The organism is Proteiniphilum propionicum (assembly GCF_022267555.1).
Classification (GTDB): Bacteria; Bacteroidota; Bacteroidia; order Bacteroidales; family Dysgonomonadaceae; genus Proteiniphilum; species Proteiniphilum propionicum.
This window is the reverse complement of the sequence record NZ_CP073586.1, coordinates 2,513,068-2,527,317: the sequence shown is the minus strand read 5'-3', so window position 1 is coordinate 2,527,317 and position 14,250 is coordinate 2,513,068. Positions and strand designations below refer to the sequence as shown.

Below are 14,250 nucleotides of genomic sequence, written 5' to 3'. Positions count from 1 at the left end.
ACAAAGTATATGATGTGAATAAACTACCTCCTAAAGATATTTTAGAATCCGACTTAGAAAATATTATCAATATATATACAAACCAGATGGAAGACGTCCAGCCTAAAACAAAAACTGTAACAGCTGAACGCAAAGAAAACTTCTCCGTAGTTAAATTACGGTCCTACATTTCCCAATCTGGCCTAGTCTTCTCCGGCACACTCATCAGCCGTTTTGTTGCCTCTTTGCTGACAAAGCCATTCGTGCTATTGACAGGTCTGTCCGGTTCAGGAAAAACAAAAATTGCACAGAGTTTTGCCCGATGGATTAGTAACAATAAAAGTCAATACAAAATTATCCCTGTCGGCTCAGACTGGACGAACAGGGAGCCGTTATTGGGTTATCCCAACGGATTAGATACCGATGAATATATCCTACCCGATTCAGGAGCTTTGAGGTTAATCATTGAAGCATCGAAAGAGGAAAACCAACGGAAGCCTTACTTCCTGATCCTTGACGAAATGAATTTAAGTCACGTCGAGCGTTATTTTGCCGACTTCCTTAGCGTAATGGAGTCGGATGAAGAGATTATGCTCTACTCCGGAAAACAAAGAAAAAGCTCGGATGGGATAGAGGTGCCAGACAAGATTTCCTGGCCGCAAAATTTGTTTGTGATCGGTACGGTAAATATCGATGAGACAACATATATGTTCAGCCCAAAAGTACTGGATAGGGCCAATACCATAGAGTTCCGTATTGACGACAATCACATCAAGAACTTTTTAGAGCAGCCGTCAAAAATTGATTTATCGGTTCTGGATGGTAAAGGGGCGTCAATGGCTCAACATTTCCTGGCATTGGCGAAAGACAATCAGATTGAGCAGGACAAGATCTATACCGAAACCTTTGTGAAGTTCTTTAACGAGTTAAAGAAAATAGGTGCGGAATTCGGCTATAGGACCGCTATCGAAATGCTGTTATTAATCAAGAAACTGAACACTGTCGGGGAATTCACCAAAGAACAGTGTATAGATATTGCCTTGATGCAGAAATTACTTCCCAAACTTCACGGTTCAAGAAGTAAAATATCCAAAGTATTGGATGCGTTGATCAGCTTGTGTCTAAAAGAAGGGGTATCATTCACCATTGCAAAAAGCGACGAGATAAAACCGGAGGAGATCCTTTATCCGATAACTTTCGAAAAACTGGTCCGCATGTATAGGAATGCCTTGGATAATGGTTTTACCAGCTATGCGGAAGCTTAATCCATGGAAGAGCGTTGTCTGCAAATACCTTTGGATGAGATTGAGTCCGGATTAACACTTTCGATTTATCCGGAAGGAAATTCCGATTTCCGGTTAATTGACGCTCTCGATGCCAAGGAGTTTTCAGAAAGCGCTTATCAGATTCTGGAAGGCAATACCTACGAATACGGTTTCAGTAAAAGTTCTTATCAACTCAAAACGAATATTCCGGGCATCGTTATTCCATCAAAAAAACACGCTTCTTCTGGAAGGATCATCCCGAATATCTACGTAGGCACGTTGGCCCTGGAAATCATAGATGGCGAGAACGACAAGTTTATAGACACGTTGAATCTGGAGGTATTGGCCACGAAATTCAACAAGGAGATCGATAAAAGCTACCGGGAGAATTACCGATTCATGCTGGAAAACATCACGGACAAGTGCTCCGAACTGTTGATGCAGATAAACACGCCTGTCTATCAAACTTTTGAGATTGATTTTGATTGTGACGAGGGAACGGTATATCAACGCTTTTGTTTTGTGCATTCCATCATCCACAATCCGATCTTCACCGAATCGGTAGAAAGAATCATCAGTAACCCCAAAACAAATTGGGAGGAGGAATCCGAATCGACCGACATCCGAAAAATCGGACGGATCAATAATCATCTGCTTCGTCAGATTATCTCGGGCACAAATCGCGTAGATTTGCCCTCGAGCCATTCAATGAGGAATTGCGGGATCGGTTCAATCCCGATGAGGATAGACAGCTTCCGGAAAATCGAGAATATCGATACGGCCGAAAACAGATTTATCAAACATGTACTGGAAACATTCAAACGGTTTTGTGAAGAATGTCTGGCAGTCTTCGAGAAATTCAGAATGACCAAACCGACTGAAGAAGCGGCATACCTCATCAACAAACTGGAGACTCACCTAAAACATCCTTTCTTCAAAAATATCAATTCACCTACTTCCCTTAAACTCAACAGTCCCGTTCTGCAGAAAAGAAGCGGATACAGGGAAATCCTGAATCGCTGGCTACAATTCGATTTTGCATCCAGACTAGTATGGAAGGGAGGGGATGATGTCTACAAGGCTGGCAAAAAGGATATCGCCACTTTGTATGAGTATTGGTTGTTCTTCACCCTGTATGATTTGGTGAAGGAGAAATTCGAGATCGATTCCGTTTCATTTGATGGCAAAGCCTACAAACATCTGATAGAACCAACGAATGACGGTTTAAATGTGATGTTGAAATCGGGGAAACAGACAGCACTGGAAGGAACCTTTACAAAAAGGAACCGGGATCTAAGCATCAAATTTTCCTATAACAGGACCTTCAAAGGCGGGGTGAATTATAAGAATAAGAACAGTGGAACCTGGACCGCTCCTCTCAGGCCTGACTACACATTAAGTATCTGGCCGAAAATCTTTTCCGAGAAAGAGGCGGAAGGGAACGAATCGATTGTCCATATCCACTTCGATGCAAAATACAAGATCGACAATTTCTACCAGACGGTTCAACCGGATCTGGAAGGTACGGAACTAGAACATGCTCTTGACCAGACGAAGATCGACGAACGAAAAGGCACCTACAAGAATGTAGATCTACTCAAGATGCATGCCTATAAAGATGCCATCCGTCGTTCGGGAGGAGCCTATATCTTATATCCTGGAGCAACCGATGAAACCTTCAGAGGTTTTCACGAAATTATTCCCGGCTTAGGGGCTTTTTCGGTGAATCCATCTCCCAGTAATGCGGATATAAAGGGGTTGTCGGATTTTATCGATCTGGTGATCGACCACCTACTCGACAGAACTTCCCAGCGTGAAAAGTTATCGGACGAGACCTATCATATATTCAAAGTGCCCAAGGAGGATGATAATGTCCTGCACGAACGGATACCCGAGTATGTAGATAAAGAGAAGGTCTTTGCAGATGAAGTATCTGTCCTGATCGGATTCTATAAGAACGCTGAACATCTGCAATGGATCTTGAAGAACAATCTTTATAACTTCCGTACCGGTACCGATAGAGGGTCGCTTCCCCTGTCCGACATGCACCTTCATGCAAAATACCTGATTCTTCACGGGAAAGATGAACTGGAGACAGACAAGATTTTCAAGCTAACTGCCAAAGGCCCGAGAATCTTCTCCAGAAATGATTTACTGAAAAAGGGCTATCCTGAACCCAGAGGTGAGCTGTATGTCGTTTTTCAACTCGAGAGAGATGCTTCTGACGATTTTGAAAAAATAAGAATCGATTTAAGGAGATTGACCCAATTTGAGACATACAGAAATTCGGCCAAACCGTTCTCAGCGACTTTATCGGAAGTGCTTAAATCCAAAATCATGCGGGACGCTCAATGATCTCCGGTCTTCGAAATTGACGGGGTCTGGTCATATTCAACGACATCTTCTGCCACCAAAACGACCTTGTTTTCCCGTTCTTCATAGATTCTCAGGGATATCTTTCCGGATTTGCCCCGCAGGTGGATAATCCGGAGCATACCGGTTCTTCGTCACTTTTGGTGGTCATCCCCCATCAGGAAAGTACTACTTTCTTTCTAGGTAACTCAAAACTCGCCCTTCCATTACCGGTTACCTGCAAAGTGACTATAAGCAAAGTTATACTCGTATCTCCACAAAATCCAATTTTATCAACTCCCACTCTTTACCTTTTAAGCAGATGGGATCAATATCCTCATCGGCAGAAGTAAAGTCTGTAAAATTAGCAAAAATTTGATCCTGATCATGAGTATATTGTAAGCCCCCGATAAAATACCCATTTTAGCGTAAATGGTTTTTTTCGATCTTTGCCGGCAAACCTATTTTTTATGAAGCCTGTAAGCAAAGAAGAATTCCTGGAAATATTGGAACGCCAACAGAAAAGCGGGTTAAGCATCAAGGACTTTTGTGCGAACGAGTCCTATACGGTCTCCAGCTTTCACTACTGGAAAACCAAGTTCGGACTCACCCGTCCCTATAACAATTATGCACCGGAGGCACCCACGAGTACGCTGGCACCGATCAGTATCAATCTTCCCGTTAAAGCCCCTGTATCCTCGCCGGCTTCATCACCACGCAGCAGTCAGGGAGAGATCAGGATCAAGCTCCCGGGAGGTATTCAGGTTAGTTTCATTGGCACTGCCCAGGCAGAGCTCGCGATCAATTTACTGAATCAAATCTGCTCACGCCATGTTCTGCCTGAATGACACCATGCGCTATTTCCTGTGTCCGGGAAAGACAGACATGCGAAAAGGGATGAACTCGCTCTGTGGTGTGGTTCAAAACCTGATGGGATATGATGTCCGCATGGGTGATGTCTTCATCTTCATCAATCGAAACCGTACAACCATGAAGCTTTTGCATGCGGAAGATGGAGGGTTGGTTCTGTACATGAAAAGGCTCGAGGAGGGTACCTTCCGCATACCCGCGTACGATGAAAAGAGTCGTTCCTATCCCATGCAGTGGCGCGATCTGGTGATGATGGTGGAAGGGATACAGGATGATCCGGGAAGCCGCTTGAAGAGGCTCAAAGCGATGAGACACGGGTGATAAAAATAATCGGGAAAAGAGTGAGAATAATCTCCTGAAAGCTTGTCCAGATCAGGTTTTTTTAGTATTTTTATGACTGAATAAAAGCCCGGTAAATGGACCAGATGCAAGCAGTAGAGCTCCTCATACAATCGCAGGCGGAACAAATCCGTCAGCTCACTGAGGCTAACGCGAAGCTATCCGGACAGCTCACCGGGATGCAGCAGCGGATGGATAAGCTGCTGGCACAGATCGCCTGGTTCACCCGCCAGTTCTACGGGCGTAAAAGCGAGAAACTCTCGCAACTGGATCCGGGCCAGCTCTCCCTGTTTGAAACGAATATACGATATGCCAATCCGCATCCAATGGATTGCCAATACTGTGGATCCGGCAAAAGATAATACGATTAAAATAAGATTGATCAGCAATGACAAAGGCTACTCAATAGGGTTACCCGGACCGGCGCAGAATCAATCGGAACTAACTATAACAAAATCATAATGCATTTCAAGAAAAAGCCACTTGTTCTAATAATTATATTCCTCTTTGCGGGGACTGTTTTTGCAAAAGATATTCAACAGCATCCCCAATTAATAAAAGGTACTCTTAAAAACGGGCTTACATACTATATCTATCCAAATGATTACCCCAAGGGGGAGGCTGTATACCGGCTGTTTATCAAATCGGGATCGGTAAATGAAACGGATGAACAGAGAGGGCTTGCCCACTTTCTGGAACATATGGCCTTTAATGGGACAAAACATTTTCACGGGAATGAGATAGTTAGCTTTCTGGAGTCAAAGGGGGCTAAATTCGGCAGAGACCTGAACGCCCACACCTCGTATAACGAAACCGTGTATAAATTAAAGCTTCCTACAACTGGAGGCATGGTGGATACAACACTGACCATACTTGCCGACTGGCTGGATGGGTTGCTGCTGGAAGAGGAGGAGATTGATTCGGAGCGGGGTGTGATTATGTCTGAGTGGCTCTCAAAGCAGAAACCGGAAGCAGAAGTGAGTGACGTGCTGCTGGATGAGCTGATGAACAACTCGATATTCGGAAAGAGAAAAGTGATCGGAGACACGGCTGTTATCCAAAATTTTAAATACAAAACACTGCGTAATTATTACGAGTCGTGGTACCGTCCCGGGCTTACTGCCGTTGCGGTTGTAGGTGATATTGACCCTGTGAAGGTTGAGAAGATGATAAAAAGTAAGTTCTCGGGGATGAAAGACATAAACAGGGATAATCCGGCAGAACACTCCATACCCGATTACGCCAGGGCGGAAGCAAGGGTGGTTATAAACAAGGATCTCCAAAAACCTGATCTGACAATGATCCAGCTTGTTCCTCTCTCGGAGCCGGTAAGAAAGGAAAGCGAGTATTATCCATATCTGCAACGCACTCTTTTGAACAGGTTGTTCAGAAACAGGCTGAATGCCCTTTCATTTACAAATAACAGCTATGCAAAAGGGAGCGTTGGTATTTCAGACTTTTTGAATACAAAAGGTATCCTGATGGCATCGGTAGAGTTGATGCCTAACAAAATTGAAGAGGGTGTCTCACTCTTTACATCACAGTTGTCACAAATATACAAGTACGGCTTTCTTCCCGCAGAGATTGAAAAGGTGAAAAGAGCATTCATCAGTTCAAAAGAAAGGGCTGCAAAATCGACACAACCGACCAGCTCTTCAGTACTGATGGACGAGGTCTATGCCGATTTCTACAAGGACTACATGATTACAACCCCGGAGGAAGAGTATCGCCTGACAAAAAAATATATAGACTGTATCGACTCGGTATCCATAGTCGATGAGTTACATCAGCTGGCTGACCCCGCCCGGACTCATTATATATTTTCATCCTTTGAAGAGAACAGCATAGCCGATTCTGTGCGGTTGCTTCAGTTTGTGGATTCCGTCCTTAACAAGGCGATTGACCCCTATCATATTGAGATTGAAGTGCCCTCTCAGTTACTGGAGGAGGAACCGGTAGCGGGACGAATTGTCAGCGAAAAAGAGATACCGGCGATTAAAGGAACAGAGCTTCTCTTGTCCAACGGAATAAGGCTGATATACAAAGAATCGGTGTCGGCTAAAGAAAGGATAAGCATGTCGGCATACAGGAAAGGCGGTTTGTTTGCTTTGGATTCAACCGACTATGTGAATGGCGTTTTCTCTCCCAATGTGATATCTCTTAGCGGGGCAGGTAATTTCTCCAGAGATGAGCTTTCATATTATCTCGCCGGCAGCTCTGCCTCGGTGAGGCTGCTGATTGAGAGTACCAGAGCCGGTATGGTTGCGGGATCATCGTCTGAAGATATTGAAACAATGTTTCAGCTATTGTATTTAAAATGGACACAGCCCAAAGCAGACCGTTCGGTATTTGAACTGGCAAAAAAAAGATCAATAGAAAACTACCAGAGTAAAAATATTACCGATCAGACCATTTTTTTCAGGGATCTGAACTACCTTATGAAGGGAGAAGATTATGTGACAAGGGAGATGACCGACTCGGTGATGGAAGCCCAGTTGCAGTTCGACCGCATGGTGCCGTTATACCATCAGGCCTTTGGTGATGCCAACGGGTTCACCTTTGTGATTATTTCGGACATGGGGCTCGACAAGCTGACTCCCTACATAGAGAGATACATTGCTTCACTGCCCGCATCGGAGGGGAACCACGAAACGCCGTACCGGTACGACGGTGGAAAAATAAGGACCACTGCCGCGCAGCTGACACGTGCCGCCGGCGATTCGGAACGGGGCGTTGTCTCGCTGATCTTTCAGTATTCCGACATACCGGACGATACGCAACGCTTTGGCCTGCAAAGCGACCTGATGAGTGGCGTGCTGCGAACGAAGCTTCTCGCGGAGCTTCGCGAGAAGATGGGCATGGTGTACAGTGTAAGCGTGAGCGCCGGCTTGCGGAAATATCCTGCCGAACTGGCACGGAACACGATCTCCTTTGCCACAAATCCCGAAAACAGCCGGTTGCTGATAGACCAGGTCAGAACCATCCTGAACGAGATGGCCGCAAACCCGGAGAGTTTTGTCCCGGAACTGGAAAATGTGAAGCTGAGCCTGATCAACGACATGGCAGTGAACGTGCAGCGGGATACCTACTGGAGTTCTTATATAAGAAACACAACGTTTAATGAAGAAAACGACTGGGATTATATTTCCAACTTCCCGGATATTGTGCGCGGTATTAGCGCAGAGGAGTTGTCGGACTTCCTTGCTGCTTACTACAATGAAGACAGTATGATTGAAGCTATATTGCTTCCAAAACAAAAAAAACAGACTAATCACTAATCAATAAACAGATGTAATTATGAAATTGAAAAGTTTATTTCTGTCTGCCGGTATTTTACTGGCCGGCATACTGGCCTCCTGCTCAAGCGATGATCCGGAGGTGATTGTATATGAGGCCGGAATGACCTCCTTCGGATTCTATGTTGAAGACAATAAGGGATTGATTGTTCAGGATTATGAAGTATCCCCGGTGACACAAACGAACATCACAGTTCTGCTTCCTGAGGAAGTGGATAAAAGCAAGCTGGTGGCACGTTTTACTGTCACAGATAATGATGTTGTTAAAGTGGGTGACGTTGTGCAACAAAGCGGCGTGACAGCAAATGACTTCACGGTGCCGGTAGATTATTTTGTGTCGGAAGGTACTACAAACGTTAAGTACACAGTAACAATTGGCAAAGCTCCCGCTTATGTATGGACGGCGCTGCCTCCGGTAACAGGGGACTCGGCAGTATCGCTAGTTATGAAAGTGAGCCCCGACGGTACGCCATATATTGCCTACAAGATGGAAAGGGAAACTTCGGCGGATGAAGCGCTCGGCGTACTGGCACTGAAGGATGGCACCTGGTCGTCGCTCGGAAAGGTATCGGAAGGACGCGTGGGCTCCTACATGGACATGGCGTTCAACGCGGCGGGCATGCCGACCGTTTCGTATGTCGATTATACGAATAAAATCTCCCAGCAGGCATCGGTGAAAGTACTGAACGGTTCCACATGGAGTTTCGTTGGTGGTGCTACAGCTACTACTAATAAGGTTAGCTACCACACCATCAACTATTTGAATGATAATAAACTGATGTTGCTGGCTACGTACGATGCCAAAGACAATGTCCTTGCCAGAAGAGAACTGAGCGTAAACACATTCGAAAATGGTACCTGGACCAATAATACGACGATCCCGGGAAGGGCGTCGGACCTGGTGGCATACCTGCAGGTGTCGGAAACACTGGGTGATGTTCTCTACCTGGGTGTCTACAATGCCGTCTCGCCCAACAGTATTTCGGTGTATAAATATGCCAACAACAACTGGACGACGCTTCTTGACAAGTGGAGCGACGAGAAAGCGACGGCTATCAGCCTGAGAGATTTCGACATCGCCGTGAATCAGCAGGGTGACGTGTACGTGGCCTTTTCCGACAACAGCAACGACGGGGCGGAAAAAAGCAGGGTGATTAAAGTGGATGCGGAGACAAAACAGGTGACGCCGGTAGGCAACCCGATCAGCGCCGCCACGGGATCGTCGCTCAAATTTGACCTGGCCCTTTCCCCGCTGGGCGTACCGTACCTCTTCTATCGGAACGAAACCAATTTCCCCACGGTGGTGTCCCTCGATAAGGATACACAGGATTGGACTACTCCTCTTGTACTGGAAGCGAACGAAGCAAATGATCTGCACCTCGGGTTTGCTCCCGATGGCAAGGCTTACCTGGTATTTACAAAGAGCCGTAAGATTTTTAGCTATAAATATGATGCACCCGGACAATAAGGCTGCTGTTCCATAGCTTATGAGTGGAATGAAAGCTGTGCTGACCTGTCAATAATGACTTCCGGTCGCTTATAACATAGCGTATAAAAAGAATGAAAGGGTTTGACTGTCTATATCGGGTTGAACCCTTTCCTCATTTTAATTTCTTTCAATAAAAAAGAGATACCCTTATGATAAAAAAAACTAACACGCTGCTAATTATCTTTTGCATATTCGGCTCCTTTATATTCAGCTCTTATGTATTCAACTTGCATGCTCAAAAAAAATTCCGGTTTGTATTCATGGCTGATGTGCATTATCACGATAAAAACGATGCACCACGAGCCATCGATGCGGCTATTGACTCGATCAACAAGCTGAATCCGGACTTTATAATGGTTGGCGGAGATATTGTATATGATGCTCTGAGAAGGTCGCAGGACGATGCAGAAGGACAGGCCTCGCTGTTTCTGGAAAAAGCTGCAAAACTGAACGCCCCACTCTATTACGCTATTGGCAATCACGATCATTTTGGCGTTTACGACAGGAATACAGGGCTTAGTCACTCTCTCTTCGGCAAAAAATTCTATGAGAAGTATTTTGGTCCCCGCTACTACTCTTTTGACCATAAGGGATGGCATTTTATTACGCTGGATGATATTGTACTGACCGAAGGGCGAAGTTATGAGGGAAGGATCGATTCCATTCAGCTGGAGTGGCTTAAAAAAGATATCGGCCAAATTGCAGATACAATTCCGGTTGCCGTGATGGTGCATGTGCCACTGGTTACAACTCTTTCTCAGTGGTACGGGGGAGGAACGAATGCTAACAATAATAAAATTGCCATTGAGAACAGCGAGGAGGTTATCAGGCTGTTCAAAAATAAAAATCTACGGCTGATACTACAGGGACATATTCATTACTACGAGGTTTTGCATATACTGAACAGGACGACGGTGATCTCGGCTCCCTCATTTTCCGGCAAATGGTGGATAGGAAAAATGAATGAAATGGAAAAGGGCTTTGTACTGATTGATGTGAACAATGACAATAGCATTGATTATAAATATATTGATTACGATTACGACTATGTTTCCCGGTCACGGGATCTTCCCCTTGTCCCGGCTGGCGAGCGTTAATGCCGGAAAAAACCAGAATATGAATCTTGGGCGTTGAAATTTGTAAAGTTACTCTAAGAGAAGTAAATTACTGAAAATATTAGTTACATTTGTAAGTAAAGTTCATATGTTTAAAATATTGAATCTGTCTGATGAACTTTATTAACTAACTCAATATATTCTATGAAAAGGTATTGCCAGACACTGGACTTGAAAGATGATCCGATACTGATTGCCGCATATGTGGAGGAGCATGAAAATGTGTGGGGGGAGATATTAGAAGGGATCCGCGAAGTGGGTATCCTGGATATGCAAATCTATCTTCTTGGTAACAGATTGTTTATGATTGTGGATACAGTGGACGATTTCGACTGGGAAAAAGATAATGCGCGGCTGGCTTCTTTGCCACGCCAGAAAGAGTGGGAAGAGCATATGTCGAAATATCAGGCGTCACAACCGGAACAGCCATCATATAAGAAGTGGAGATTGATGGAGCAAATTTTTGGGCTGAACGACTGAAACGATTTTTGGGCTGAACAACTAAATATAATTTATAATGAAGAAGCTGCTGTCACTGCCGCAAAATGCGGTTGATAATTATCACGAGCTGCATGGACGCAGCCGTAATGAGTGGTTCTGTACATCGGATCCGAAGGAGAAACGACTGGGTTCGGGGAGCGGTACAACATGGCTGATGGAGGAGTGCCATAGGAATGAAGCTGCCGGAACGGACTTCGACACGTGGCTCGCAGCAGAGAAACGGATACTTATACACGCGGGGGGACAGAGCCGCAGACTGCCTGCATATGCTGTAACAGGTAAGGCTGGACTCCCGGTACCGGTGTTCCGATGGGCAAGAGGACAGAGGCTGCAACAGGATCTGATATCGTTGCAGCTGGCGTTGTACGAAAAGATAATGATGCTGGCACCTGATTCGTTGCGTACCTTCATTGTGAGCGGGGATGTGCTGATTCGTACTGAAATGGCGTTACAAGAGATTCCTGAGGCTGACGTGGTGTGCTACGGATTATGGGCCGACTCATCACTGGCGACACGCCATGGGGTTTTTTCGGCACGAAGGGACAGGCCGGAAGTGCTGGAAAGGATGATGCAAAAGCCATCGCTGAAAGAGCTGGAGAGCCTCTCGCATTCGCATTTTTTCCTTATGGATATTGGGCTGTGGTTGCTAAGCGACAGGGCGGTGAAACTGCTAATGGAGCGATCAAAAAAGGAGGATGGATCGTTAAAGTACTACGATCTGTACAGCGACTTTGGTCCGGCGTTGGGTACACATCCGAAGATAAAGGACAAGGAGATAAATAAACTGTCGGTAAAGATAATGCCTCTACTGGGTGGTGAGTTTTACCATTACGGTACTACACGCGAGATGATATCATCAACCCTGGCGATACAGAACAAGGTGTGCGATCAGCGGCTGATTATGCACAGGAAGATAAAACCTAACCCTGCTATCTTTACGCAAAACGCTGATATCGGCATCCCTTTCACTGAGGAAAACCATAACATATGGATTGAGAACTCTTGCATTGGAAGCGGATGGAGCATCTCTTCGGATAACGTGATCACAGGAGTGCCCGTGAACAACTGGCGAATGGTGGTGCCTGAGGGAATTTGCATTGATGTTGTGCCTGTGGGTGAACAGAAATACGCGGTCAGGCCATACGGGATGGAGGACCTGTTCAAAGGGGAGATAGGCTCGCCGGCGACGTTGTGGATGGGACGACCGGTTACGCAGTGGCTGAATGAGCGGGGAATGGATATTACTGTCCTGCAGGGCGGCACAGGAGATATTCAGCACTGCAGGCTGTTCCCCTGCATGGAGTCGCTGCAGAAGATGGAGATGGTGCTGAAATGGATGATAGGCACTGATGGAGCTGATGATGAAGGAAGACAAATATGGCTGGACTCACAAAAGCTATCTGCGGACGAACTGATGGAGAGAGCTTCGCTGTTGAGACTGTATGAGCAGCGAGAGAAATTCAGAAGAAAAAACTATGTGATGCTGGAAAGGAATTTTGAAAAGAGTATTTTCTACCAGCTTGATCTGAGTGATGTGGCAAAGGATTATAGCTTCATGGGGCTGCCGCCACCGGAGACACTTTCTCCAATGGCAGATGAGATGCAGCAGATACATAACAGGATGCTGCGATCGAGGATATTCTCCTTGCAAGGTGACGCGGCAAAGGCGGACACAGAGGAACAGGAGGCTTTTAAGCTGTTGCGCAACGCTATGGCGGAGGCTGTGGAAAATATGAAGCGGACGCCGCGGCTATCTGCTTTGCCTGACCAGATTGTGTGGGGAAGGAGCCCGGTGAGGATAGACCTGGCGGGAGGATGGACAGATACGCCGCCTTTCTCGCTCTACTCTGGAGGGAACGTGGTGAACGCAGCTATAGAACTGAACGGACAGCAGCCGCTGCAGGTGTACATTAAACCCTGCAGGGAATACCAGATTGTGATGCGCTCAATTGATATGGGGGCTATGGAGACGGTGGAGAGCTATGAGGAGCTGAGGGATTACAGGAGGCTGGGATCGCCATTCTCGATACCAAAAGCGGCTTTGGCGCTGTGCGGATTCATACCTGAATTTTCTGCCGAACGGTACTGCTCACTGAAGGAGCAGCTGCAGGCTTTCGGATCGGGAATGGAGCTGACACTGCTTGCAGCAATACCGGCCGGATCGGGGTTAGGGACGAGTTCTATACTGGCTTCCACGGTACTGGGTGCACTAAACGATTTCTGCGGACTGCAGTGGACAAAACAGGGTATATGTACAAACACGCTGGTGCTGGAGCAACTGCTGACAAGCGGAGGTGGATGGCAGGACCAGTACGGAGGTGTTTTTCACGGGGTTAAAATGCTGCAGTCGGAACGGGGATTCATGCAGAAACCACAGATAGGATGGCTGCCCGACTTCCTGTTCACAGATGGGGCTTACAGAAGTTGCCACCTGCTTTATTACACAGGAATTACACGCGTTGCAAAGAGTATTCTGGGAGAGATAGTGCGGGGGATGTTTCTTAACTCGGCGAACCATCTGTCGATATTGAATGATATTAAGGTGCATGCGACGGAGATGGCGGACTGCATTCAGACTGGCGATTTTGAGAGGTATGGTAAGCTGGTGCTTAAAACATGGGAACAAAAGAAGATGATAGACTGCGGTACCAATACTCCCGATGTGGAAAAGATTATTGCTCTTATCAGAGATTATACTCTGGGGTACCAGCTGCCCGGTGCCGGAGGAGGCGGGTATCTATACATGGTGGCGAAAGATCCTGATGCCGCCGGACATATCCGAAGGATTCTTAACGAATACAGGCCTAACGACAAGGCAAGATTTGTGGATATGGAGCTATCAGGTAAAGGGTTCCGGGTTTCACGCTCGTAATTGTTTCACACTAATAATTCATTGCCCTGGCATGATTGCCTAATGTAAACCGTGATTGTGCCGGGGTTGTTGATATTTATCCGTTATAACCGGGTGATATGCACTGCAAGCTGTTTTAAGTCATTTTCCTCCAACCCCGGAGCCAATGTTATAACCAGCTGATATGCACAGC

General features: G+C 46.1%; 10 protein-coding genes. All 10 read left to right on the top strand.

Annotated features, from left to right (window positions below):
* The first annotated feature begins 14 nt into the window (after positions 1-14).
* The 10 genes from KDN43_RS10275 (at position 15) to KDN43_RS10230 (ending at position 14,078) form a co-directional block, all read left to right on the top strand.
* Positions 15-1,244: an McrB family protein gene (locus KDN43_RS10275; protein ID WP_238865933.1), complete on the top strand. Its 1,230-nt coding sequence runs from the start codon at positions 15-17 to the stop codon at positions 1,242-1,244.
* Positions 1,245-1,247: 3 nt separating this feature from the next.
* The gene (locus tag KDN43_RS10270) at positions 1,248-3,599 is read left to right on the top strand and encodes a DUF2357 domain-containing protein (protein ID WP_238865931.1); all 2,352 of its coding nucleotides are present in this window, start codon (positions 1,248-1,250) and stop codon (positions 3,597-3,599) included.
* 467 nt (positions 3,600-4,066) lie between these two features.
* A complete protein-coding gene (gene tnpA / locus KDN43_RS10265) occupies positions 4,067-4,444 on the top strand; it encodes an IS66 family insertion sequence element accessory protein TnpA (protein ID WP_238865929.1) in 378 nt (125 codons plus the stop codon).
* A complete protein-coding gene (tnpB, locus tag KDN43_RS10260) occupies positions 4,428-4,787 on the top strand; it encodes an IS66 family insertion sequence element accessory protein TnpB (protein ID WP_238865927.1) in 360 nt (119 codons plus the stop codon). Before tnpA ends, tnpB begins: the two co-directional genes overlap by 17 nt.
* Positions 4,788-4,882: 95 nt before the next feature.
* A complete protein-coding gene (locus tag KDN43_RS10255) occupies positions 4,883-5,167 on the top strand; it encodes a transposase (RefSeq protein ID WP_238865924.1) in 285 nt (94 codons plus the stop codon).
* 99 nt (positions 5,168-5,266) lie between these two features.
* A complete protein-coding gene (locus KDN43_RS10250; protein WP_238865923.1) occupies positions 5,267-8,083 on the top strand; it encodes a M16 family metallopeptidase in 2,817 nt (938 codons plus the stop codon).
* Between the two features lie 19 nt (positions 8,084-8,102).
* Complete coding sequence (locus tag KDN43_RS10245) at positions 8,103-9,569, top strand: hypothetical protein (RefSeq protein WP_238865921.1); 1,467 nt, start codon at positions 8,103-8,105, stop codon at positions 9,567-9,569.
* 170 nt (positions 9,570-9,739) lie between these two features.
* Positions 9,740-10,687: a metallophosphoesterase family protein gene (locus KDN43_RS10240; protein ID WP_238865920.1), complete on the top strand. Its 948-nt coding sequence runs from the start codon at positions 9,740-9,742 to the stop codon at positions 10,685-10,687.
* Between the two features lie 162 nt (positions 10,688-10,849).
* A complete protein-coding gene (locus KDN43_RS10235) occupies positions 10,850-11,185 on the top strand; it encodes an L-rhamnose mutarotase (RefSeq protein WP_238865918.1) in 336 nt (111 codons plus the stop codon).
* A gap of 37 nt (positions 11,186-11,222) precedes the next feature.
* A complete protein-coding gene (locus KDN43_RS10230; RefSeq protein ID WP_238865916.1) occupies positions 11,223-14,078 on the top strand; it encodes a bifunctional fucokinase/fucose-1-phosphate guanylyltransferase in 2,856 nt (951 codons plus the stop codon).
* Positions 14,079-14,250: the final 172 nt, after the last annotated feature.